The sequence below is a fragment of the Parviterribacter kavangonensis genome (assembly GCF_056863335.1).
In genome coordinates this window covers 344,820-367,940 of the sequence record NZ_JBXPJA010000002.1, presented here as the reverse complement: position 1 = coordinate 367,940, position 23,121 = coordinate 344,820, and the positions used below count along the sequence as shown (strand labels likewise).

General features: G+C 72.5%; 24 protein-coding genes. 8 read left to right on the top strand and 16 right to left on the bottom strand.

The annotated features are described in order from the left end of the window. Window positions 1-132: 132 nt before the first annotated feature. Together rsmI and AC1UE4_RS17555 are read right to left on the bottom strand one after the other, a co-directional pair. Window positions 133-945, bottom strand: coding sequence for a 16S rRNA (cytidine(1402)-2'-O)-methyltransferase (gene rsmI / locus AC1UE4_RS17560; RefSeq protein ID WP_482918603.1), 813 nt, complete (start codon window positions 943-945; stop codon window positions 133-135). A gap of 52 nt (window positions 946-997) precedes the next feature. Beyond that, window positions 998-1,975, bottom strand: a complete 978-nt coding sequence (locus AC1UE4_RS17555) for an ROK family protein (RefSeq protein ID WP_482918602.1) — start codon at window positions 1,973-1,975, stop codon at window positions 998-1,000. Between the two features lie 26 nt (window positions 1,976-2,001). Between AC1UE4_RS17555 and AC1UE4_RS17550 the strand changes: the two genes are divergently transcribed. Next, entirely contained in the window at window positions 2,002-3,141 is a 1,140-nt protein-coding gene (locus tag AC1UE4_RS17550; RefSeq protein ID WP_482918601.1) for an LCP family protein, read from the top strand. A 116-nt stretch (window positions 3,142-3,257) separates the two neighbouring features. Here the strand turns inward: AC1UE4_RS17550 and AC1UE4_RS17545 are convergent, their stop codons facing one another. Continuing rightward, window positions 3,258-3,569: an FmdB family zinc ribbon protein gene (locus AC1UE4_RS17545; RefSeq protein ID WP_482918600.1), complete on the bottom strand. Its 312-nt coding sequence runs from the start codon at window positions 3,567-3,569 to the stop codon at window positions 3,258-3,260. 31 nt (window positions 3,570-3,600) lie between these two features. Here AC1UE4_RS17545 and AC1UE4_RS17540 point away from each other — a divergent pair, with 31 nt between their 5' ends. From AC1UE4_RS17540 to AC1UE4_RS17530, 3 genes are all read left to right on the top strand, one after another. Next, window positions 3,601-4,971, top strand: a complete 1,371-nt coding sequence (locus AC1UE4_RS17540; RefSeq protein ID WP_482918599.1) for a glycine--tRNA ligase — start codon at window positions 3,601-3,603, stop codon at window positions 4,969-4,971. 50 nt (window positions 4,972-5,021) lie between these two features. Then, a complete protein-coding gene (locus AC1UE4_RS17535) occupies window positions 5,022-7,283 on the top strand; it encodes an AfsR/SARP family transcriptional regulator (RefSeq protein ID WP_482918598.1) in 2,262 nt (753 codons plus the stop codon). A gap of 98 nt (window positions 7,284-7,381) precedes the next feature. Next, a complete protein-coding gene (locus AC1UE4_RS17530; RefSeq protein WP_482918597.1) occupies window positions 7,382-7,810 on the top strand; it encodes a hypothetical protein in 429 nt (142 codons plus the stop codon). Window positions 7,811-7,839: 29 nt separating this feature from the next. Here AC1UE4_RS17530 and AC1UE4_RS17525 read toward each other — a convergent pair whose 3' ends face one another. The 7 genes from AC1UE4_RS17525 to AC1UE4_RS17495 all read right to left on the bottom strand — a co-directional run bounded on the left by AC1UE4_RS17525 (window position 7,840) and on the right by AC1UE4_RS17495 (window position 15,573). Beyond that, window positions 7,840-10,032 carry an MMPL family transporter gene (locus AC1UE4_RS17525; RefSeq protein WP_482918596.1) on the bottom strand — a complete coding sequence of 731 codons (2,193 nt, stop codon included), beginning with the start codon at window positions 10,030-10,032 and terminating at the stop codon, window positions 7,840-7,842. A gap of 102 nt (window positions 10,033-10,134) precedes the next feature. After that, window positions 10,135-10,740, bottom strand: coding sequence for a TetR/AcrR family transcriptional regulator (locus AC1UE4_RS17520; protein ID WP_482918595.1), 606 nt, complete (start codon window positions 10,738-10,740; stop codon window positions 10,135-10,137). Window positions 10,741-10,916: 176 nt separating this feature from the next. Then, on the bottom strand, window positions 10,917-11,825 hold the full coding sequence (locus AC1UE4_RS17515) for a galactokinase (RefSeq protein ID WP_482919042.1): 909 nt from the start codon (window positions 11,823-11,825) through the stop codon (window positions 10,917-10,919). After that, window positions 11,822-12,286 (bottom strand): hypothetical protein, encoded by a 465-nt coding sequence (locus AC1UE4_RS17510; protein ID WP_482918594.1) that lies wholly within the window; start codon window positions 12,284-12,286, stop codon window positions 11,822-11,824. The genes AC1UE4_RS17515 and AC1UE4_RS17510 overlap by 4 nt, the downstream gene beginning before the upstream one ends. Then, entirely contained in the window at window positions 12,208-14,691 is a 2,484-nt protein-coding gene (gene lon / locus AC1UE4_RS17505; protein WP_482918593.1) for an endopeptidase La, read from the bottom strand. Before lon ends, AC1UE4_RS17510 begins: the two co-directional genes overlap by 79 nt. Beyond that, window positions 14,688-15,128 carry an Hsp20/alpha crystallin family protein gene (locus tag AC1UE4_RS17500; RefSeq protein ID WP_482918592.1) on the bottom strand — a complete coding sequence of 147 codons (441 nt, stop codon included), beginning with the start codon at window positions 15,126-15,128 and terminating at the stop codon, window positions 14,688-14,690. The genes lon and AC1UE4_RS17500 overlap by 4 nt, the downstream gene beginning before the upstream one ends. 22 nt (window positions 15,129-15,150) lie before the next feature. Then, complete coding sequence (locus tag AC1UE4_RS17495) at window positions 15,151-15,573, bottom strand: hypothetical protein (RefSeq protein WP_482918591.1); 423 nt, start codon at window positions 15,571-15,573, stop codon at window positions 15,151-15,153. Between the two features lie 79 nt (window positions 15,574-15,652). Between AC1UE4_RS17495 and AC1UE4_RS17490 the strand changes: the two genes are divergently transcribed. Further along, window positions 15,653-16,213, top strand: coding sequence for a cupin domain-containing protein (locus AC1UE4_RS17490; protein ID WP_482918590.1), 561 nt, complete (start codon window positions 15,653-15,655; stop codon window positions 16,211-16,213). Here the strand turns inward: AC1UE4_RS17490 and AC1UE4_RS17485 are convergent. From AC1UE4_RS17485 to lhgD, 3 genes are all read right to left on the bottom strand, one after another. Further along, complete coding sequence (locus tag AC1UE4_RS17485) at window positions 16,210-17,004, bottom strand: MBL fold metallo-hydrolase (RefSeq protein WP_482918589.1); 795 nt, start codon at window positions 17,002-17,004, stop codon at window positions 16,210-16,212. The two genes, AC1UE4_RS17490 and AC1UE4_RS17485, sit on opposite strands and share 4 nt — an antisense overlap. Before the next feature lie 21 nt (window positions 17,005-17,025). After that, entirely contained in the window at window positions 17,026-17,280 is a 255-nt protein-coding gene (locus AC1UE4_RS17480) for a hypothetical protein (RefSeq protein ID WP_482918588.1), read from the bottom strand. Between the two features lie 124 nt (window positions 17,281-17,404). Then, window positions 17,405-18,610, bottom strand: a complete 1,206-nt coding sequence (gene lhgD, locus AC1UE4_RS17475; RefSeq protein WP_482918587.1) for an L-2-hydroxyglutarate dehydrogenase — start codon at window positions 18,608-18,610, stop codon at window positions 17,405-17,407. Between the two features lie 22 nt (window positions 18,611-18,632). Here lhgD and AC1UE4_RS17470 point away from each other — a divergent pair, with 22 nt between their 5' ends. Further along, window positions 18,633-19,550: an NAD(P)H-binding protein gene (locus AC1UE4_RS17470; protein WP_482918586.1), complete on the top strand. Its 918-nt coding sequence runs from the start codon at window positions 18,633-18,635 to the stop codon at window positions 19,548-19,550. Beyond that, window positions 19,547-20,002: an SRPBCC family protein gene (locus AC1UE4_RS17465; RefSeq protein ID WP_482918585.1), complete on the top strand. Its 456-nt coding sequence runs from the start codon at window positions 19,547-19,549 to the stop codon at window positions 20,000-20,002. Before AC1UE4_RS17470 ends, AC1UE4_RS17465 begins: the two co-directional genes overlap by 4 nt. Window positions 20,003-20,019: 17 nt before the next feature. Here the strand turns inward: AC1UE4_RS17465 and AC1UE4_RS17460 are convergent, their stop codons facing one another. After that, window positions 20,020-20,454 carry a hypothetical protein gene (locus AC1UE4_RS17460; RefSeq protein WP_482918584.1) on the bottom strand — a complete coding sequence of 145 codons (435 nt, stop codon included), beginning with the start codon at window positions 20,452-20,454 and terminating at the stop codon, window positions 20,020-20,022. Window positions 20,455-20,481: 27 nt separating this feature from the next. On the opposite strand from AC1UE4_RS17460, the gene AC1UE4_RS17455 reads away from it, so the two are divergent. Beyond that, window positions 20,482-20,874, top strand: a complete 393-nt coding sequence (locus tag AC1UE4_RS17455) for a hypothetical protein (protein ID WP_482918583.1) — start codon at window positions 20,482-20,484, stop codon at window positions 20,872-20,874. 4 nt (window positions 20,875-20,878) lie between these two features. On the opposite strand, the gene AC1UE4_RS17450 is transcribed toward AC1UE4_RS17455, so the two are convergent. Beyond that, complete coding sequence (locus tag AC1UE4_RS17450) at window positions 20,879-21,871, bottom strand: malate dehydrogenase (RefSeq protein WP_482918582.1); 993 nt, start codon at window positions 21,869-21,871, stop codon at window positions 20,879-20,881. Beyond that, window positions 21,871-23,088, bottom strand: a complete 1,218-nt coding sequence (locus AC1UE4_RS17445) for an NADP-dependent isocitrate dehydrogenase (protein WP_482918581.1) — start codon at window positions 23,086-23,088, stop codon at window positions 21,871-21,873. The genes AC1UE4_RS17450 and AC1UE4_RS17445 overlap by 1 nt, the downstream gene beginning before the upstream one ends. Between the last annotated feature and the right edge of the window lie 33 nt (window positions 23,089-23,121).

The window sequence follows — 23,121 nt, the reverse complement described above, 5'->3', positions numbered from 1 at the left end:
GGCCGTCGCGCATCTCGCAACGACCTCGTCACGAAGACGGAACATCCCGTCGCACTTCCGCAACGCTCGTCTCCCCCCTCGGTGCCAGGCACCTCGGTGCCTGGCACCGCGGTGCCAGGCACCTCGGAGGCTTCAGTCGCGGGTGGTGAGGGCTCGGTAGAGGGTGTTGGCGGGGACGCCGGTGAGGTCGGCGACTACCTGGGCGGCGGGGCGGGCGCGGGCTCCGGCTTCGACGAGGCGGCGAACGGCGTCGACGGCGGCGGACTCGTCGGCGGAGCCCTCGGCCGCCGGCGCGATGACCACGACGATCTCTCCGCGCGGCTCGTCGGACGAGAAGCGTTCGGCGAGCGACGCCGCGTCGCCGCGCACGATCTCCTCGTGGACCTTCGTGAGCTCGCGGCAGACGGCGACCGCTCGCGACGGGTCGACGCCGGCGAGGACCTCGAGCGACGCGGCGAGGCGGCGCGGCGACTCGAAGGCGACGAGCGTCTCGGCGGCGGTCGTGAAGAGCGACGCGAGCTCGCCCTTCTTGCGCGGGAGGAACCCGACGAACCGCCACGCGTCGGTCGCGAGGCCGGACGCGACGAGCGCGGTGAGCGCGGCGGACGGCCCCGGCAGGACCTCGACCGCGAGGCCGGCGGCGATCGCGGCCGTGACGAGGACGTAGCCGGGATCGCTGACGAGCGGCATCCCGGCGTCGGACACGAGCGCGACGACCGCGCCCTCGGCCATCCGCGTGACGAGCTCCGACGCCCGCGCGCGCTCGTTGTGCTCGTGGTACGAGACCAGCGTCGCCGACACCCCGTACCGATCGAGCAGCACGCGAGTCCGCCGCGTGTCCTCGCACGCCACGACGTCCGCGGACCGCAGCGCCGCGAGGACTCGCAGCGTGACGTCCTCGAGGTTCCCGATCGGCGTCGGGCAGACGACGAGCCGGCCGCTCACTGGTGGAGACACGCGGTGGGGGCGGCGCGGAGAGGAGTGGTCGTGACGGGGCTCATGCGGCAGCGGCGCTGGAGCCGCGGCCGGCGAGGCCGTCCAGGGCCATGACGGCGGCGCCGAGCATCCCGGACTCGGCTCCGAAGCGCGACGCCTCGATGCGGACCTCGGTGCCGCCGGGGCGCAGCGCTCGTTCGCGGACGACGGACCGGGCCGGCTCCAGCAGGAGGTCGCCGCCGGCGATGACCCCGCCGCCGATCACGACGACCTCGGGGTTCAGCGCGTTGACGAGGCCGGTGATGCCGACGCCGAGGCGCATCCCGATCAGCGCGAGGACGTCGCGGGCGGCGGCGTCGCCGTCGTGGGCGAGCTCGGTGACGAGCATCCCGGTGATCGGCCGGCCCGCGGCAGCCGCGCGCGCCAAGGCCGATCCCGGCGCCGCGCGCGCGACGCGCTCGCCCTCGCGGCCCACGGCCGTCCCGGACGCGAGCACCTCGAGGCACCCGACGTTCCCGCACGGGCAGACGGGGCCGTCGATGTCGACGGTCATGTGGCCGAGCTCGCCCGCCCCGCCGCGCGCGCCGTGGACGATCTTGCCGTCCACCAGCACCGCGCCGCCGATCCCGGTTCCCAGGGTCAGCATCAGCGCATGCGACGCGCCGCGCGCCGCACCGAACCGCGCCTCGGCGAGCAGCGACACGTTCGCGTCGTTGTCGATCCACACCGGTAGGCCGAGCCGCTCGGACATGAGGTCGCGGAACGGCACGTCCCGCAACGGGAGGTGCACGGTGCTCAGCGCGACGCCCGTCCTCTGGTCGACGACGGACGGGATCCCGAACCCGACGCCGAGCACCTCGCCGCCCGCCGCCTCACGCGCCTCCAGGACGGCCGATTCGACCGTCGCGAGCACGTCCGAGGCGTCCCGGCCGCGAGAGGAACGCTGGGCGCGGTGGTGCACCGCCAGGGTCGGGTCGACGACGCCGGCGAGCAGCTTGGTGCCGCCCAGGTCGACCCCGATCACGCAGTCGGCGGCCATGGCGTTGGCATAGTAGACCGCTTCGCATGAGCGGCTCGGAGCCCCCGAAGTACACCAAGTACCGCGCTCGCCCCAAGCTCCTCGGCCGCAAGCCGAAGGACTGGCGGGAGAGCGGCGCTGCGCCCGTGGACGGGGCGGGCCCCCACCACGGGGACGGCTGGAGCGACGTCTCCCGCGGCGACGGCGGCAGCGGCCGCCGGCTGCCCAAGCTGCCCCCGCTCCCCGGCCGGCGACGAGGCCCCGGAGCGCCCCGCAAGCCGATCACGATCGGCCGCGTCGTCAAGTGGCTCGTGCTCGCGGCGCTCGGCTGGCTCGTCCTCAGCCTCGTCCTGTTCCTCGTCAGCGCCCAGATCCAGCAGGGCAAGGTCTCCGACGAGACGAACGCCGCGCTGGCCGGCGGCGGCCTCCCGTTCGGCAAGCCGACGAACATCCTCGTGCTCGGCTCCGACCAGCGGCCGAAGGGCTCGAAGGAGGCGGGAGCGAGCACGTCCGGCCCCAGCCGCAGCGACTCGATCCTCCTCATCCGCGTCGGCGCCGGCCACAACAGCCGCCTGAGCATCGCCCGCGACACGCTCGTCGACATCCCCGGCTCCGGCCGCAGCAAGATCAACGCGGCCTACGCGTACGGCGGCGCGCCGCTCGCGATCACGACGATCTCCCGCTACCTCGACGTGCCGATCAACCACGTCATCGAGGTCAGCTTCAGCGACTTCCCCGACCTCATCGACGCGATGGGCGGCATCGACTACAAGGGCGGCTGCGTCGTGGCCAAGGTCAACGGCGGCTACAAGAACGGCGGCGTGACGATCCGCATCCCCGCCGGCAAGAAGAAGCACCTCAACGGCAAGCAGGCGCTCGCGCTCGCCCGGATCCGCAAGAACGACTGCAACAAGTCCGAGAACGACCTGACGCGCGCCAGGCGCCAGCAGCGGATCCTCGCCGCGATGCGCAGCCGCGTCCTCTCGCCCAACGGCTTCATCCGGCTGCCGTGGATCGCGTGGCAGACCCCGCGCACCTTCAAGACCGACATGAGCGGCCCGACGCTGAGCACGGTGTTCGGCTGGCTCGCCGCCGGCGGCACGCCCGAGACGCACGTGCTCGGCACGCCCAGCGGCGAGGTCCCGGACGAGCTCCGCCGCGCCGCCGTCGAGCGCTTCCTCGACTAGCCGCAAGTTCTCCGAGCTCGCCCCGTTCCAGGCGGCAGAGCTTCACCCGCACGAGACGGGCAGGGACAGGCGATCGGGGCGGCGGCTTGGGAGAGCCGGCCGCCCCGTCGCGCTTCTCAGTCCGAGGACTTGGAGCTCGACGAGGATGACGACGAGCTCGAGTCGGACGACGAGCTCGAAGACGAGGACGAGGACGACGACGAGTCGCTCGAGGAGGAGCTCTTCTCGGCCGCCTTCTCACGGTTGCGCTTGCGCGTCCCGTAGTCGGTGTTGTGGAAGCCCGAGCCCTTGAAGTGGATGGCCACGGGAGCGAACACGCGCTCGACCGGCTCCCCGGTCTCGGGGTCCGTGGTGAGCGGATCGTCGCTCATCTTCTGCATGACCTCGAACGTGGTGCCGTCCTGGCGGCGGTACTCGTAGATGGGCATCGCAGGCGGGCAGTCTACGATCCGCTCCCCTATGAGCCCTTCCTCAACCGACGACGTCGTGACGATGGACAAGATCGTGGCGCTCTGCAAGCGCCGCGGCTTCATCTTCCCCAGCTCGGAGATCTACGGCGGGATCGGCTCGACCTACGACTACGGCCACTACGGCGTTCTGCTGAAGACGAACGTCAAGAACGAGTGGTGGCGGGCGATGCTCCAGGACCGCGACGACATCGTCGCCCTGGACTCGGCGATCCTCCAGCACCCTCGCGTCTGGGAGGCCAGCGGCCACCTCGCCGGCTTCACCGATCCGCTCGTCGACTGCCGCACGTGCAAGGCGCGCTTCCGCGCCGACCACCTCGGCGAACTGCAGTGCCCGAAGAAGCCCTCGAAGCACCCCGGCGAGTTCGAGGAGTGCGACCTCACCGAGGCGCGCGACTTCAACCTCATGTTCGAGACGACGGTCGGGCCGGTGAAGGAGAGCGGGTCGACCGCCTACCTGCGCCCCGAGACCGCGCAGGGCATCTTCATCAACTTCAAGAACGTCCTGCAGTTCAGCCGCAAGAAGCCGCCGTTCGGCATCGCGCAGGTCGGCAAGTCGTTCCGCAACGAGATCACGCCCGGCAACTTCATCTTCCGCACGCGCGAGTTCGAGCAGATGGAGATGGAGTTCTTCGTCCCGCCCGCCGAGGGCCAGCAGTGGTACGAGTTCTGGAAGGACGCGCGCCGCACGTGGTACGAGGAGCTGGGCATCCGGCCCGACCACCTCATGCTGCGCGAGCACGACGCGGACGAGCTGAGCCACTACTCCAGCGGCACCGCCGACGTCGAGTACCTCTTCCCGATCGGCTGGTCGGAGCTCGAGGGGATCGCGAACCGCACCGACTTCGACCTCAACCGCCACGCCGAGTTCAGCGGTCAGACGCTCGAGTACTTCGACGGGCAGACGAAGGAGCGCTACGTCCCGCACGTGATCGAGCCCGCGGCGGGCGCCGACCGCGCGACGCTCGCGTTCCTCGTCGACGCCTACGACGAGGAGGAGGTCGGCGGCGAGCAGCGCACCGTGCTCAAGCTCCACCCGCGCCTCGCCCCGGTGAAGGCGGCCGTGCTGCCGCTCGTCAAGAAGGACGGCCAGCCCGAGGTCGCCCGCGAGGTCGTGGCGACGCTGCGCAAGCGGATGCAGACCGAGTACGACGAGGGCGGCTCGATCGGCAAGCGGTACCGCCGCCAGGACGAGATCGGCACGCCGTGGTGCGTCACGGTCGACCACCAGACGCTCGAGGACCGCACGGTCACGGTGCGCGACCGCGACTCGCTCGCGCAGGACCGGATCGCGATCGACGAGCTCGCCGACGAGCTGAGCCGGCGCCTCGAGGCGCCCTGGCGCTCGCCGAAGCTGGGGTAGGCAGGCAACTCCCCGCTGCCGGGGACGTGGCGTCTCCGTAGAGTCGCGATGTGCGCCTCGAGATCGGGATCCTGGGGATCCTCGAGGTGCGCGTCGATGGCCGGGAGATCCCGTTGCGTTCGGCCAGGCAGCGCGCGCTCCTCGGCCTTCTCGTGCTGCACGCGGGCGAGGTGGTCTCGCGCGACCACCTCGAGGACGCGCTGTGGGGCCAGTCGCCGCCGCCGACCGCGACGAAGGCGCTGCAGGTGCACGTCTCCCAGCTGCGCAAGGCGTGCCTGACGATCGACGCCCGGGCCCCCGGGTACGTCCTGCACGTCGAGCCCGGCGCCGTCGACGCGGACCGCTTCGAGCGCCTGGCCGCGACCGGCGCGCGGGCGCTCGCGGCGGGCGACGCGCCGCGGGCGGCGGAGACGCTCCGCGAGGCGCTCGCGCTGTGGCGCGGCCCGCCGCTCGCCGACCTCGCCTACGCCGACTTCGCCCAGCCGGAGATCGCGCGGCTCGAGGAGCTGCGCCTCCAGGCGATCGAGGATCGCGTCGACGCCGAGCTGGCGCTCGGCAGCGACGACCTCGTCGGCGAGCTCGAGGCGCTCGTCGCGGGCCACCCGTATCGCGAGCGGCTGCGGCGCCAGCTCATGCTCGCGCTGTACCGCAGCGGCCGCCAGGCCGAGGCGCTCGCCACGTACCGGGCGACGCAACGGGTGCTCGACGAGGAGCTCGGCCTGCAGCCGACGCGCGAGCTGACCGACCTGGAGCGAGCCATCCTCCGGCACGACCCTGGTCTGTCGGCGGGCCCGTCGCGCGGCGTCGTCGCCGCCGCCGAGTTCGCCGACCGCTGCGGCGAGCTGGCCGCGCAGCTGGAGCAGCTCGCCGACGCGGACCTCGGCGACGGCGCCCTCGACGACGTCGGATGGGCCGAGGCGGCGCATCTGCACGGGCTGGCGCTCACCGTGCTCGAGCGCGCGGCGCCGGGCGACACGGGGCGGCGGACGGCGCTGCTGCTGCGGCGCGGCGCGGCGCTGGCCCGCGCCGGCGACGACAGCGGGGCACGGGAGTGCTTCCTCGCGGCGGCGCGGCTCGCCGCGCGGGCGGGCATGCCCGAGGTCCTGGCCGAGGCGGCGCTCGCGTACCTCGGGCGCTTCCTGTGGATGCGCTCGATCGCCGACCCGCAGCTCGTCCCGCTGATCGAGCAGGCGCTCGACGCGCTCGGCGAGGGCGACCACCCCCTTCGGGCGCGCCTGCTCGCGCGGCTGGTGCCGGCCCTGCGCGGCGGCGAGCTGGGCTGGGAGGAGCGGCGGCTGCTCGGCGACGAGGCGGTCGCGATGGCCCGGCGGGTGGGCGATCCCGAGACGCTCGCCTACACGATCGAGTCGCAGATCAGCGGGCTCTGCGGGCCCTTCATGCTCGACCGCGTGATGCCGGGCGCCGAGGAGCTCATCGAGCTGGGGACGGAGCTCGGCGACGACGAGCGCGTCTTCGGCGGGCTCGAGCAGCGGATGTGGAACGCCTGGCTGCTGGGCGACATGCCGGGCGTGCGCGCGGGGCTCGCCGCGATCACGCGGCTGGCCGGCGAGCTGCACCAGCCCGCCCAGCGGTGGGTCGTCCTCGTCGCCAACGCGACGCTCGCGACGTTCGAGGGGCGCTTCGCCGCAGCGGAGCTGCTCATCGACGAGGCCTTCGCCGCCGGCGAGCACGCGTTGTCGTGGGCGCCCGCGATCGAGCGCGACTTGCAGCGGTTCCACCTGCGCTTCGAGCAGGGGCGGCTCGCGGAGCTCGACGACGTCCTCCCCCGCTGGCGGCGCGAACGGCCCGGCTACCGGATCCTCGACTGCCTCGCGCTCGCGGTCGACCTCGAAGTGGGCCGGCTGGAGCGGGCGACCGACCGGCTCGGCGCGATCGCGGCCGACGGGTTCGCCGGGCTCAGCCCCGACGAGCAGTGGGTGTGGGGAGCGACGTTCGCCGCCGAGGCGTGCGTCCGGCTCGGCGACCGCGAGCGGGGCGCCGAGCTGTACACGCGGCTGCTGCCGGTCGGGCCGTTCGTCGTCGTCACCGAGCCCGAGGTCGCCTGCGGCTCGACGTGGCGCTGGCTCGGGATGCTCGCGGCGCTCTGCGAGCGCTGGGACGTCGCGGACGAGCACTTCTCCGCCGCGCTCGCGCTCGACGAGTCCACCGGCGCGCGCCCCGCGGCGACGCACGACCGCGAGGAGCAGGCGCGCGCGCTGCTGCGCCGCGGCCGCGGCCGGGATCGGGCCCGCGCGGAGGTGCTCCTGGCGCGCGCGGCACACGACCGGGTCGCGCTGAGCGTCGCTCATTGACGCGCCTTTACCACGGTCGGCGAACCCCTTTACCAGCCGCGCAGAACATCCCGGCATCGCGGCCGCGGTGGGCGGCCGTCCAACGAGAAGGGACCCACATGCCCGGCATGCACCACCGCACGGTGGCGCTCTCCGCTGCGATCGTCGCGCTCGCCGTACCGGGGGCCGCGACTGCCGCGAACTGGGAGCAGGCGAACGGGGCGGACCCCCAGGCGACGGGGACGACCTCGATCACGACCTCCACCTCTGACCTGCGCTCGGCCGACGCCCGCGACGCCGCGCGCCAGATCGGCACGACGCAGGACCTCCGCTCGCCCGACACCGCGGACGCCGCGGTGCAGTCCACGTCACCGTCTCCGGCGCCGGCCTCCTCCCCCGTCGTCGTGGTCAGCGATGACGGCGGCTTCGGCGTTGGCGACGCGGCGATCATCGCGGGCGGCCTCGCGCTGCTCGCGGCGCTCGGTGCCGCGGCCCTGCATCAGCGCAGGGTCGACGGGCACCTGCACATGCCGCTCATTCGGCACTGAGCACAGATCCGGGCTGCCGACCCGCGGCGTCAGCCGCGGGTCGGCAGTGGGCGCAGCTCCTCGAGCTCGACGTCGGGGAGCACGCGCGCGAGCGGCCGCGGCAGCCACCAGTTCCACTTGCCGAGCAGCTCCATCGCCGCGGGGACGAGTGCGAGCCGGACGATCGTCGCGTCGACCGCGATCGCCACGGCGTTGCCGAGCCCGAGCTGCTGGATCGAGGGCAGGCCCGTGAACACGAAGACGAGGAAGACCGCGACCATGATGAGCGCGGCGCTCGAGATCGTCCGCGCGCTGGTCGCGAGCCCCTCGGCGACGGCGCGGCGGGTGTCGCCGGTGACCGCGTAGCGCTCGCGGATGCGCGTGAGCAGGAACACCTCGTAGTCCATCGACAGCCCGAACACCACCGCCAGCACGAGCGGGGGGGTGATCGCGTCGACCTCGCCGAACACGAGCGTCAACACGCCGTACGCCGCGCCGACGGACAGCAGGTTCATCAGCACCGCCTTGAGCGGCAGCACCGCACTGCGCAGGAGGACGAGCAGCACGAGGTACGAGAGGCCGAGGACGAAGAGCACGATCTTCCACATCGAGCCGGCGATGAGCTCCTTGAAGTCGGCCTGCGCCGCGGTCGAGCCGCCGATCGCGAGCTGCGTCCCGGGCGCCACCTCGGGCAGGCGGTCGCGCAGCCGGTCGACGGCCGCCTTCGCGGCGTCGCTCTCCGGGTCGGTGCGCAGCTGCGCCTGCAGCATCACGCTGCGACCGTCCCGCGCCGTGACCTGCGGCAGCAGCCGCGCGGTCTGCGGGTCGTCGCGCAGCTCGCGGCGGATGGCGACGAGCGCCTCATGGTTGCGCGGCGTCGCGCCCGTGCCGCTGTCGAACCGGGCCAGGATCCGGACCGGGGAGCTGGCGCCGGCGCCGGTCGCCTTCGCCGCCTCCTCGAAGCCGACGCGCGTCTCGTCGCCGGGCGCGAGCTGGCGCAGCGCGCCGTTGTCCGTCTCCATCTCGATCGCGGGGGCGGCGAGCGCGAGCAGGATCGCCGACGCGGCGACGACCGCCACGACCGGGCGCCGCATGACCTTCTCGGTCCACCACGCCCAGAAGCCGGGCCGCGCGACGCGCGTGCTGCCCGGCCGCCGGCGCCGCCAGCGCTGTGCTCGGGCGATCAGCCCGGCGACGGTGAACGCGCGCGAGCGGGCGTACGCGCGCCGGCCGAGCAGCCGGATCAGCACCGGCAGGAACGTCGCGCTGGCGAGCATCGCGACCGCGACGACGAGGATCGCCCCGACCGCCATCGACCGGATCGCCGTCGTGTCGATGAGGAACAGCCCGGCGAGCGAGGCGATGACGGTGACTCCGCTGAAGAGCACGGCGAGTCCGCTCGTCGCCAGCGCGGTGGCCCGCGCGTCGTCGGGCGACCGGCCGGCGTGGATCTCCTCGCGGTAGCGGGCGAGGACGAAGAGCGAGTAGTCGACGGCGACGCCGATCCCGATCATCGAGGCCATGTTCGTGACGAAGACGCTCATGTCCATCACGAGCGAGAGCGCGTAGATCAGCGCCCCGGTGACGAGCACGGAGGCGATGCCGAGCGCGAGCGGCAGAGCCGCCGCGGCGAGCGACCCGAAGACGGCGAGCAGGACGAGCGCGACGATCGGGAAGCCGGAGCGCTCGCTGCGCTCGACGTCCTCCTTGGCGACCTCCTGCATGCGCGCCCACAGCGCGCCCTGGCCGACGAGGTGCACGACGACCGGCGCGGCCTTCTCCTCGGCGAGCCCGAGCCGCTCCCGCAGCCCGGTCGCGATGTCGATGTCCTGCATGAGCTTCGCGTTCAGCGCGAGCGGGACGACGAGCGTTCGTCCGGGGCCTTGCCGCTCGAGCTGCGCGAGCGCCTGCTGCTGCGCGCGCTGCGTGAGCACGACGCGCGGCTCGGCCCGCGCGGCGTCGCGGACGCCGTCGATCGCAGCGCGCACGTCGCGCGCGGTCGCCTCGCGCTGCGGCACGAGCACCGCGGCGAGCGTCGGCCGTCCGGCGTCGCCGAACCCCTGCGCGGCGTCCTCGACCTGCGCGGACTGCGAGCCGGGGACCGTGTAGCCGCCGCCGGTCAGGTGGTCGGACTGGCGCAGGGCGAACGGGACCGCCGCGACGATCGCCGCGATCCACAGCGCGAGCACGACGCGACGATGGCGCTGCAGCGCGGCGTCGAGCTTGAGCATGAACCCCTGCACGGACCTCCCCTTACCCGGGAACTGGCTGGCTGGCCAGGGAGGGAAGCTCAGCGCCCTCCGGCGCCGTGTGGGACCGGTCACACGGCGGGGTGGAAGAACGGACTACTCGGCGACGAGCAGCGGCCGGACGGCGCGGACGCTCGCGGCGATCGCGTCGGTCCAGTCGCGACCCGGCTCGGCGAGCATCCGCAGCGCCATGCCGTCGGCCAGCGCGAAGAGCACGTCGGCCAGCGCCATCGGCGGCGCGGCGAGCGAGAGGACGCCCTCGGCCGCCTTCGCCGCGAGCAGGTCGGCGAGCTGCTCGCGCGTGCGGCGCGTGAGCTCGGAGAACTCCGCGGCCAGCTCCTCGTTGTGCCGGCCGGCGGCGAAGAGCTCGAAGATGAGCGTGATGAGCTCGGGCTCGCGGTGGACGACGTCCTGGAGGTTCGCGACGAGCCGCTCGAAGACGTCCTCGGGCGTGCGGGCGCCGGAGATCTGCTCGTCGAGCGCGGCCATCCGCACCTCGCAGTCGCGGCGCACGACCTCGGCGAGCAGCCGCTCCTTCGTGCCGAAGTAGTAGTGCAGCAGCCCGCGCGAGACCTCGGCCTCGCGGGCGACGTGGTCGAACGTCGACCCGGCCACGCCGCGCCGGGCCACCGAGCTGCGCATCGCCTCGATGATCCTCTGCGCCTTCTCGCCGTCGAGCCGCCGCGCCGCCGTGGCCTCCATCGCCCGCGGGATCCTAGTGACCTGAGTCGGAAGCTCGCGGGCATCTGGCGGCGCCGTTATCGCGCCTGACGGCACCCGGCATCCACAGCCGGACTACCAGTACGACAGTGGATGCCGGTCGCCGTCAGGCACGATCCGGCATCCACCAGCTGGGCACGACCTTCCGACTCAGGCCACTAGTCGGCGAAGAGGGCGACGACGGAGCCGCCGAAGCCGCCGCCGGTCAGCCGCGCCCCCAGCGCTCCCTCGGAGAGGAGACGCTCGACGAGCGCGTCGACCTCGGGGACGGAGACCTCGAAGAGATCCCGCTGCGAGGCGTGCGACGCCGTCATCAGCCGCCCGCACTCGGCGAGGTCCTCACGCCCGAGCGCGGCTCGGAAGGCGAGGACCCGCGCGTTCTCCTCAACGACGTGGCGGGCCCGCGGAAGATCGCGCAGCCGGGGGTCGGCGGGCGAGACCTCCCGTAGGGCGGCGACTCCCAGTGCCTGCGCGTCCCGCTTGCACTCGCGCCGCCGTTCGGCGTAGCCGCTCGTCGCGTTCGCGTGCTTGACGCCCGAGTCGTGGACGGTGAACCGAGCGTTCGGCGGGACCGACACCCGCCGGACGTCTTGCGAGGCGCAGTCGATGAGCAACGCCTCGCCGGGCGTCCCGAGCGACGCGGCCATCTGATCCATCATCCCGCAGGGCACGCCGACGTGCTCGGTCTCGGCGACCCATGCGACTTGCGCGATGACGCGCGCATCCCATCCCCAGCCGAAGGCGGCGTCGAGCGCGCGAAGCAGAGCGACCTCGTACGCCGCGCTCGAGCCCAGCCCGGCGCCCGCCGGCAGTGTCGCGTCGCTCTCCACGTCGACCGGCGGCCAGATGCCCAGGGCGGCGAAGACGCCGCGCGTGTACGGGTCATCCGGCGGCGCGCCGCCGTACGACAGGGTGACGCCGACCTCGCGGTCGAGGACGAGCGGCAGCACGAACCCCTCGTTGTAGTCCGTGTGCTCGCCCATGAGGTTCACGCGGCCGGGCGCGGAACGACGGAGGGCGCCCGTAGGCGCCCTCCAGCGAAGCGGTGGTGTCCCGCGGTCGGTCAGCCGCTCGCGCCCGCGGTCGCCGTGGGCGCCGGCGCGGCGGGGGCGGTGGTCGACGTGTAGTCGAACTCCTCCTCCGCGCCGAAGAGCAGGTCGAGCACCTTGTTGCGCAGGTCGCTGCTCACGCCGAGCGCGACGCCGGTGCCGATGATCGCGAGAAGCAGGAGCCGGCCGATGCCGCCCTTGCGCTTCTTCTTCTTGGGCCCCTCACGGAGCGCATCGCTCGCCGAGCGCAGCGAATCCGCGGCGCTCTGGAGGTCCTTGTGGAGCTTCTTGTCGTCCAAGAGCGCCTTCGCGGGCGCCTTGCCGTTGTTCAGCCGGCTGTACGCGCTACGGCCGGACTCGTAGGCCGTGCGGATGTTGTCGCGCAGCTCCTCGTCCTGGATCAGGCGCTGGACGTACGGTGACGCGCCGGCGATCGCGGTGCCGGCGGTCGCCTTGGCCGCCTTGCTCTTCTTTGCCATTCCTCTCCCTCGCCTCGCTTGCCGTTCTGGCTCCCGGATCCTACCCCGGAGGGCTCGAGCGCCACACCAAGCACATCCTCGACGTGCGACACGAAGTGGAACTCGAGCGACTTGCGCAGGTGCTCGGGGATCTCCTCGGCGTCCTGCTCGTTGAGCTCGGGAGCGATCACGTGGCGGATCCCGAGGCGCTGCGCGGCGAGCGCCTTCTCCTTCAGCCCGCCGATGGGCAGCACCTCGCCCGTGAGCGTCACCTCGCCCGTCATCGCGACGTCGGCGCGCACGCAGCGGTCCGTCAGCGCGGACACGAGCGCGGTGACGATCGTGACGCCGGCGCTCGGCCCGTCCTTCGGGATCGCGCCCGCCGGGACGTGGACGTGGAGGTCGTGCTCGGCGAAGAACCCGCTCTCCACGATGCCCGCACCGCGCACCCACGTCAGCGCCGCCTGCACGGACTCGCGCATGACGTCGCCGAGCTGCCCGGTGATGGTGAGCTTGCCGGTGCCGGGGATCGCGCGGGCCTCGACGAACAGCACGTCGCCGCCGACCGGCGTCCACGCCAGCCCGGTCGCCACGCCCGCGTCACGCGTGCGGCGGAGGACCTCGCTGAACACGCGGCGCTTGCCGAGCAGCTCGCGCGCCTTCGCCTCGTCGACGCTCACGCGCTTGTCGACCGTTCCCTCCGCGACCTGCCGTGCGACCTTGCGGCAGATCGTGCCGATCTCGCGCTCGAGCCCGCGGACGCCGGCCTCGCGCGTGTAGTCGCGGATGATCGCCCGCAGCGCCTTGTCGTAGATGGAGATCTGCCTGCGCTTGAGGCCGTTGCGCGAGATCTGGCGCGGCACGAGGTACCGCTTGGCGATCTGGAGCTTCTCCTCCTCGGTGTAGCCCGCGATCTGGATGACCTCCATGCGATCCAGCAGCGGCCCGGGGATCGTGTCGAGCGTGTTCGCCGTCGCGATGAACATGACGCTCGAGAGGTCGAACGGCACGTCGAGGTAGTGGTCGCGGAACGTCGTGTTCTGCTCGGGGTCGAGCACCTCGAGCATCGCGCTCGCCGGATCGCCACGGAAGTCCGCGCCCATCTTGTCCAGCTCGTCGATCATGAACAGCGGGTTCATCGAGCCCGCGTCGCGCATCGCGCGGATGATCACGCCGGGCAGCGCGCCGATGTACGTGCGGCGGTGGCCCCGGATCTCGGCCTCGTCGCGCACACCGCCGACGCTGATGCGCTCGAACTCACGCCCGAGCGCGCGGGCGATCGAGCGGCCGAGCGACGTCTTGCCCACGCCGGGCGGCCCGACGAAGCACAGGATCGAGCCGCGCGCGTCCGGCTTGAGACGGCGGACGGCGAGGAACTCGAGGATGCGCTCCTTGACCTGCTCGAGGCCGAAGTGATCGTCGTCGAGCACCTCGCGAGCGTGCTTGAGGTCGAGGTCGTCCTCGGTCGTCTTGCCCCACGGCAGCGAGGCGACCCACTCGAGCCAGCCGCGGATGACGCCGTGCTCGGCCGCCGCCTGCGGGAGGCGCTCGAGGCGCGACAGCTCGCGGTCGACCTGCGTGCGGATCTCGTCGGGCAGCTCGATCTCCTGCAGCTGCTCGCGCAGCTCGTCGACCTCGGCCTCGGCCGGGTCGCGCTCGCCCAGCTCCTCCTGGATGGCCTTGAGCTGCTGGCGCAGGACGAACTCGCGCTGCGAGCGGTCGATCTCGCCCTGGACCTCGGACTGGATGCGCGAGCCGATCTGGATGACCTCGAGCTCGCGCTGCAGCGCCTCGAGCAGCCGCCGCAGCCGCTTGGCGACGTCGAGCTCCTCGAGCAGCGACTGCTTCTCCTCGGCCTTCAGCCGCAGTGAGCCGGCGATGACGTGCGAGAGCATGCTCGGGTCGTCGAGGTTCGCGACGGCGACCGACATCTCCTCGGGCAGGTACGGGAGCGCCTCGACGATCTCCGAGAACGTCGTCTGCACCTGGCGGACGAGCGCGGTCAGCTCGTTGGACTCGCGGACCACGTCGGGGGCCTCGGCGACCTCGGCGACGAGGTACGGCTCCTCGCGGACCCAGCGCGTGATCCGCACGCGCTGCGTCGCCTGGACGAGCACGCGCAGGGAGCCGTCGGGCGCCTTCATCATCCGCGCGATGACGCCGACGACGCCGACCTCGTGCAACTGCTCGGGCGGCGGCTCCTCCACCTCGGGCTGCCTGCTCCCGACCATCACGATCATGCGGTCGTGGGCGAGCGCGTCGTTGACGAGCTCGATCGACCGGGGCTGACCGATGGCGAGCGGCAGCACGGTCTCGGGGAACGCGACGATCTCGCGCAGCGGCAGCACGCGGGCCGGCGAGGGGATCTGCCGGTTGCCGTTGGCTCCCGCGTCCAGCGGGCCGCCGACGCCCTCGATCTCGATCACGCGGCGTCCTCGCGCGTCTTGACCGACACCTTGCGGCGGCGCGGCTCGGGACGGACGAGCGGCAGGGTCACCTCGAGGATCCCGTCGACGTAGCGCGCCTTCGCGGCGTCCTTGTCGACGTCGGCGCCGAGCGGGATGACGCGCCGGAACGACCCGTGCTCCATCTCGATCTGCTGGTAGAGCCGCCCCTCGGGCGCGGGCGCGGCGCGGCGGCCGGCGAGCAGCAGCTCCCGCCCGTGGATCTCGAGCGTGACCTGCGAGGCGTCGACGCCGGGCAGCTCGGCGTGCACGATCGCCCGGGGCGGGTCGTCGACGTAGAAGACGTCGACCGCCGGCTCCCACGCCGACCCCGGCCGGCGCCGGCGCGTGTCACCGAAGAGCTCGTCGGCCTCGCGGCGCGAGCGGCCGTAGCTGACGAAGAGATCGCGCGACGACATGCCCGATGTGTACCACCTGGCCTCAGTCCTTCGACGGGCCCGGTTCGATCGGAGACGGCGAGGCGATGAAGAACCACGCCTCGAAGACCAGGATCGCGAGCACCACCATCACGACCAGCAGCCGCTCGAGCGTCGTGAGCCCCTGGCGCTCCCGCTCATGCTCGACCCGCTCGCCGCGCACGCTGCGCAGCCACGGGACGTGCCGCTTGACGTGCCGCGGCCGCCCGGTCAGCTCGTCGTAGGCCGCCGACGCGCGGCCGAGCACGACGACCAGCCCGATGGCCGTCCCGAACATCACGATCGCGACGAGCGCCACCGACCCCATCGACACCTGCGACGAGGACGTGGCCACCCGCGACCCGACCCACAGCGCCAGCAGCGGCGCCCCGGTCCAGATGTTGATCGCGCTGAGCGCCATGACGACCTGCAGCCAGACGCGCTTCACCCCCGGGATCTTCGGGGTCCGGGTCGACGTTGGGCAACCCCCCGATGCCATGGCGGCGCGGCGAGCCGATCATCGCCCCATGACGACGACCACCCGTGAAGAGCGGCGCTTCTGGAACCCCGTCCAGCAGGACGCCGCGATCCTGCTCGAGTCCGCCGAGGAGTCGGGCGGCGCCCGCTCGCTGTTCGAGGTCCACCTCTCGCCGGGCGGCAAGAACCAGCCGCACCGCCATCTCACGTACGCCGAGCGCTTCGAGGTGCTCGAGGGCACGTTGACCGTCAACCTCGAGGGCGTCGACCACTGCCTCGGGCCGGGCGAGACCGCGCTCGCCCCGGCCGGGTCGCTGCACAACTTCCTCAACGAGACCGACGGCGAGGTGAAGTACCTCGTCGAGCTCACGCCGGGGCACCGCGGGTTCGAGCGCGCGCTGCAGGTCGGCTACGGCCTTGCGCGCGACGGCAAGACGAACAGGGACGGCATCCCGACGAACCTGCTCCACCTCGCCGTCCTCGGCTCGTGGGCGGAGATCCGGATGACCGGCGTGCTGCGCCTGGTCGGCCCGGTCATCGGGATCCTCAACCGCATCGCGAAGCGCCGCGGCGTCGACGCGGAGCTCGAGGAGAAGTACGTGAGGTTCTAGACGTCGAACACGTCGCCCTCGGCGGCGACGTGGACGTCGCCGCCGAAGGCCTCCGCGGCGCAGTTGCGCGCCCAGAGGTGGTCGAGCTCGTCGGAGATGTGGGTGAGCACGACGCGCTTGGCACCGGCCTCGCGGGCGTGCTCGCCCGCCTCGGCCGGGGTGAGGTGGCCGCGGTCGCCCTCGCGCTCCGGGCGCGGGAGCGTCGCCTCGATGAGGAGCAGGTCGGTGTCGCGCGCGAACGTGACGAGCTCCTGCGTCGGGCGGTGGTCGGCGCCGTAGGTGATGCGCCCGCCGCCGTTCACCGACGCGATCTCGATCGCGTGCGTGTCGACGAAGTGCGGCACCAGGTGGAAGCGGAGCGTCATCGGGCCGACGTCGAGGACGTCGTCGGGCGCGTACTCGCGCACGTCGAACGCTCCCTCGATGAGGTCCTCGGCGCCCCAGCCGCTGCAGACCCGGCGGAAGCACTCGCGCGCCCCGCGCGGCGCGTGCAGCACCGGCCGCGCCGGCGTGTCGGTGCCGGGCCAGCGGTCGACCGGGACCGGCTGCTGGCGCGGCGCGTAGCGCAGCCCGTAGGCGAACGGGACGAGGTCGAGGAAGTGGTCGGCGTGGAGGTGCGAGATGACCACCGCGTCGACGGCGACGTAGTCGACGAAGCGGCGCATCTTCCCGAACACGCCGTTGCCGCAGTCGAGGAGCAGGACCGTGCCGTCCTCCTCGACGAGGTAGCCCGAGCACGCCCCGTCGACGTCCTGCCACGAGGGCGACTTGCCCAGCACCGTGAGCCGCATCGGCGGGAGCCTAGTGCGGGGTCAAGCGTGGAGCGCCGCCTGCTCCTCCGCCGTGGGGAACGACCACGTCGACTTGACGCGGCGCTCCTGGCGGAAGGTGAACCGCAGCTGCTGCGGCGGGCGCAGCCCCTCGGGACGATCGGGGCGGAAGGTGGCGCACGGCTCGGGCTCGTTCAGAGCGCAGAGCATGTTGCAGCGGAAGAAGCAGTCGTCGCACGAGACCTTGCGTCCCGTGCCCTTCCTCCCCGCCGGTCGATCGTTGGTCGCGGTTCCCATCGGCCCGGTCATCCAAGCACCTCCGCCGACGCCCGGGGAGACCTCATCCCGCAAATGGGGAGGAATTGTGAAAACGCCGCTCTTTGCAGCCTTTTCGCCCTTTTTGCCGCAAGAAGCGGGGCTTCTACGAGGTCGCCTTGCCGACCGCGTCGGCGATGTGCTTGGCGATCGCCAGCGAGGACGTCGCAGCGGGCGACGGAGCGTTGCGCACGTGGACCGCGCCATCGGTGCCGGACAGCACGAAGTCGTCGACGAGCGAGCCGTCGCGCCCCACCGCCTGCGCCCGCACCCCGGACGGCCCGGAACCGACGTCCTCGGGCCGCAGCGCGGGCACGTAGCGCGCCGCCTCGGCGACGAACGCGCGGCGCTGCAGCGCCATCCGCACCTCGTGCGCGGCCGTGCGGCGGTACTTCCACGCGACCTTCCACGTCCCCGGCCAGCGCAGCGCGTGCGGCGTCGGGACGAGCAGCGCCGTCGGGCCGATCGAGACGTCGCCCGTGACGTGCTTGGTCAGGTGGACGCCGAGGAACGGCAGCGACGGATCCGGCACCGGGTAGATGAGCCCGTTGACGAGCGACCGGCGCTCCGGCTTGAGCAGCAGGTAGGACCCGCGGAACGGGACGATGCGCGGGTCCGGATCGGCGCCGCCGGCGACGGCGAGGCGATCGGCCCGGCCGCCGGCGCAGAAGACCGCCCGCCCGACCGACAAGACCTCCTCGTCGGCGGCTCCCCAGAGGGGACCCCTTCGGGGGCCTCCCGGGCGGAGACGAAGGGCGACGCTTCCGGAGGCCTTCTCGGCTCCGACGACGTCGACGCCGAGGCGCACCTCTCCGCCGTTCTCGCGGATCTCGTCGCCGAGCGCGCGGGCGACCTCGGCGTAGTCGACGATCCCGGTGTTCGGAGAATGGAGAGCGGCGACGCCGGCCGCGTGAGGCTCGAGCTCGCGCAGGCCGGCCGCGTCGACGCGCCGGAGGCCCGGGACCCCGTTGGCGATCCCGCGGCGCTCGAGCTCGTCGAGGCCCGCGACCTCGTCGGACCGCGTCGCGACGATGACCTTGCCGCAGCGCTCGTATGCGATCCCACGCGCGTCGCAGAACTCGTAGAGCAGTCGCGCGCCCTCGACGCACAGCCGCGCCTTCAGCGACCCCGGTGCGTAGTAGATCCCCGCGTGGATGACGCCGCTGTTGCGCCCGGTCTGGTGCAGCCCGATGCGGTCCTCGCGGTCGAGGACGACGACCTTCGCGTCCGGACGGCGGCGCTGCAGCTCGCGGGCGACGGCCAGCCCGACGATGCCGGCCCCGACCACGCCCAGATCGGCATCGTTCGGCACCGGCCTAGGGTAGGTCGCCGCCGTGCGCATCCTCATCACCGGCATCACCGGCTACGTCGGCGGAGCGCTCGTCCCGCGCCTCGAGCGCGACGGGCACGAGCTCCGCGGCCTCGCCCGCGACCCGTCACGGGCGCGCGACCACCGCCTCGAGGTGGTCCGCGGCGACGTGCTCACCGGCGCGGGGTTGGAGGAGGCGCTCGACGGCGTCGACGTCGCCTACTACCTCATCCACTCCATGGAGCGCGCGAGCAACGGCGCGTTCGCGGCACGCGAGGAGCAGGGCGCGCGGACGTTCGCGCAGGCCGCCGCCCGCGCCGGCGTCAAGCGGACCGTCTACCTCGGCGGCATCCTCCCGCAGGGCCCGATCTCGACCCACATGGCAAGCCGCCTGCGCGTCGAGGAGCTGCTGCTCGAGGCGGTGCCCGACTCGGTCGCCCTGCGCGCCTCGATCGTCATCGGCGCGCGCTCGCGCTCGTTCCGCTTCCTCGTCCGGCTCGTCGAGCGCGTCCCGGTGCTGCCGATGCCGCCGTGGACCCGCGCCCGCACGCAGCCGGTCGACGGCCGCGACATGCTCGAGGTGCTCGCCCGCGCGGCTACCGAGCCGAAGGCGGGCGGCCGCTCGCTCGACGTCGCCGGCCCGGACGTCCTCAGCTACGGCGAGATGATCGAGCACATCCGCGACCTCATGCTCGTCGGCCGCCCCGCGATCAAGCTGCCGATCGCCATGACCCCCGTCGCCAGCCGCATCGCGGCCGCGATCGCCGGCGAGGACGTCGGCCTCGTCGAGCCGCTGATGGGCAGCCTCGGCGGCGACATCCTCGCGCGCAACATGGATGCGGAGGCGCTGTTCGGCCTGCGGATGCGGCGCTTCGACCGCGCCGTCGAGCACGCACTCGGGGAGTGGGAGCGCCTCGAGCCGGGTAGCGTGGCGGCTCGATGAGCCACGTCAGCGTCGAGATCGACATCCGGGCGCCCATCGACGAGGTGTTCGCCCTCGCGATGGACCCGCGGCGCACGCTCGACTGGGTCACCATCGCGCGCGACGTCAAGGAGGTCCACGGCGACCCGACGGCCGAGGGCTTCACCATGAAGCAGCAGCTGTGCCTGCGCGGCGTGCCGTTCTGGGTGACGTGGAACCTCGTGGAGGTCGACGGCCCGACGTACGCGCGCTACGAGGGCCGCGGCCCGATGCGCTCCAAGGCGTACATCGAGAACGTCCTCGAGGACCGCGGCGGCGTCACGCACTACGGGTACAGCAACGAGTTCAAGGCGCCGTTCGGCCCGCTCGGCTCGACGGCGGAGAAGGTGCTCGCCGGCGGAGTGCCCGAGCGCGAGGCCCGCGCCTCGCTCGCGAACCTCAAGCAGCTCGCGGAGTCGACGGTCCGCGCGTAGCGCGCGGGGACGCGCCCTCAGCCGGGCGCGATCCGCACGACGCCGCCCTCGCCCACCTCGACGGGCACGACGGACACGGCGTTCTCGATGCCGGCCTCGCCGCGGCACAGCACCGCGGCCTCGAGGCGCTCGCCGCCCCCGCCCACGAGCGCGCGCAGCACGGGGTCGAGGTCCTCGGGGTGCACGCCGAGGACGCGGCCGCGCGGCAGCAGGCTGGCGGTCAGCGCTTCCTGCACGCCGGCCTTCGGATCGGCGGTCGCCACGACGATGACCGCGCCGGGCGCGCGTCGGGCGGCGAGACGCGCGGCGGCGTTCACATCAGTGCCGTCACCGATGACCACGACGTCGGCGCCCGCGATGTCAGCTTCACCGGTGACCGTGACCCAGTCACCTTCCAGCATTTCGGTGGAACGCGGGTTGACACCCGATAGGACAGTGATCTTGCTGCGCATTGTGTGAGTAACGGTTACGGTTGCACCATGGCCGATTTCCTGGAAGAGAAGAAGCGCGAGATCGCCGCGCGCCTCAAGGAGCTCCGACCGATGGTCGACGAGTTCCACCGCCTCGAGGCCGCGCAGCGCGCGCTCGAGGGCGTCGAGCCGCACGAGGCGGGCAACGGCGCCCCGTCGCGGCGCCCGCGCCGTCCGAACGGGTCGGGCTCCGGCACCGGCCGGCGCGGCCGTCCCCGTGGGTCCGGCACGCGCGCGGCCGAGGCGCTGAGCCTGGTCAAGAGCCAGCCCGGCATCACCATCCCCGAGATGGCCCAGAACATGGGCATCCAGCAGAACTACCTCTACCGCGTCCTGCCCGGCCTGGAGCAGGACGGGCAGGTGCGCAAGGAGGGCCGGGGCTGGTTCCCCAAGGAGGGCTAGCGGGTCACGGCACCAGGCCGAGCTTGCGCACGGCCTCCCGCTCCTCCTTCAGCTCGTTGACGGTGATGTCGATCTTCGACTGGGCGAACTCGCCGACCTCGAAGCCCTCCTCGACCGTGTAGTCGCCGCCCGAGCAACGGACGGGCATCGAGCAGATGAGCCCCTCCTCGATGCCGTACTGGCCGCTCGTCCACACGCCCATCGACCGCAGGCCATCGGCGCCGAGCGCCCAGTCGCGGACGTGGTCGATCGCCGCGTTGGCGGCCGACGCCGCCGACGACGCGCCGCGGGCCTCGATGATCTCCGCGCCGCGCTTGCCGACGCGCGGCAGGAACTCGTTCTCGTACCACGCCATGTCATCGACCTCGTCGACGGCGCGGTTGCCGTTCACCTTCGCGTTGAACAGGTCGGGGAACATGGTGGGTGAGTGGTTGCCCCACACCACCAGGTCGTTGATGTCCTCGACACCAACCGGCTTGCCGCTCTCCGACAGCTTGTTCGCCAGCTGCGCGACCGCCCGGTTCTCGTCCAGGCGCGTCATGGCGGTGAAGCGCTCCTTCGGGATGTCGGGCGCGTTGTGCGCGGCGATCAGCGCGTTGGTGTTCGCCGGGTTGCCGACGACGAGCACCTTCACGTCGTCCGCGGCGCCCGCGTTGAGCGCCTCGCCCTGCGGCTTGAAGATCGCGCCGTTGGCCTCGAGCAGGTCGGCGCGCTCCATCCCCTTCGACCGCGGGCGCGCGCCGATGAGCAGCGCGACGTTGACGCCGTCGAACGCCTCCTTCGGATCGTCCGTGATGTCGATCTTCGACAGCAGCGGGAACGCGCAGTCGATCAGCTCGAGCGCGGTGCCCTCCGCGGCCTTGACCGCCTGCGGGACCTCCAGCAGACGCAGCTCGACCTTCTCGTCCGGCCCGAGCAGCTGGCCCGAGGCAAGGCGGAACAGGATGGCGTAGCCGATCTGGCCGGCGGCGCCGGTTACTGCAACCCGAGTAGCCACTAGGCGTTCATCTCCTTCTTCAGGTTCTCGTCGATCGACGCGAGGAACTCCTGCGTCGTCTGATGGGGCTGGTCGCCGCCGACGAGCAGCGCCAGGTCCTTCGTCATCTTGCCGCTCTCGACCGTTTCGATGCACACGCGCTCGAGCGTCTCGGCGAACGCGGTGACGTCCGGCGTGCCGTCCATGCGGCCGCGCGCGGCGAGCCCGCGCGTCCACGCGAAGATCGACGCGATCGGGTTCGTCGAGGTGGGCTTGCCCTGCTGGTGCTGGCGGAAGTGCCGGGTCACGGTGCCGTGCGCGGCCTCCGCCTCGACGGTGTTGCCGTCGGGCGTCATGAGCACGCTCGTCATCAGGCCGAGCGAGCCGAAGCCCTGCGCGACGGTGTCGGACTGCACGTCGCCGTCGTAGTTCTTGCAGGCCCAGACGTAGCCGCCCTCCCACTTCAGCGCGGCGGCGACCATGTCGTCGATGAGCCGGTGCTCGTAGGTGAGGCCGGCCTGCTCGAAGTCGCTCTTGAACTCGCTCTCGTAGACCTCCTGGAAGAGGTCCTTGAAGCGGCCGTCGTACGCCTTGAGGATCGTGTTCTTCGTCGACATGTAGACCGGCACGCCGCGATCCAGGCCGTACCGCATCGACGCGCGCGCGAAGTCGCGGATCGACTCGTCGAGGTTGTACATCCCCATGAGCACGCCGCCGCCGGGGAAGTCGAAGACGTCGATCTCCTTCTTCTCGCCGCCGTTCTCGGGCTCGAAGACGATCTTGAACTTGCCGGGGCCCGGCACGACCCAGTCCTCGGCGCGGTACTGGTCGCCGAAGGCGTGACGGCCGATGATGATCGGCTTCGTCCAGCCCGGCACGAGGCGCGGGACGTTCGAGATCACGATCGGCTCGCGGAAGATGACGCCGCCGAGGATGTTGCGGATCGTCCCGTTGGGGGAGCGGTACATCCGCTTGAGGCCGAACTCCTCGACGCGGGCCTCGTCGGGCGTGATGGTGGCGCACTTGACGCCGACGCCGTACTGCTTGATCGCGTTGGCCGCGTCGACCGTGATCTGGTCGTCCGTGGCGTCACGGGACTCGATGCCGAGGTCGTACTCCTTCAGCTCGACGTCGAGGTACGGGAGGATCAGCTGGTCCTTGATGAACTGCCAGATGATCCGGGTCATCTCGTCGCCGTTGAGGTCGACGACGGGTTCGGCAACCTTGATCTTCGCCATGCGCAGGTTCCTGTCTCGTGGGCAGCGGGCGAT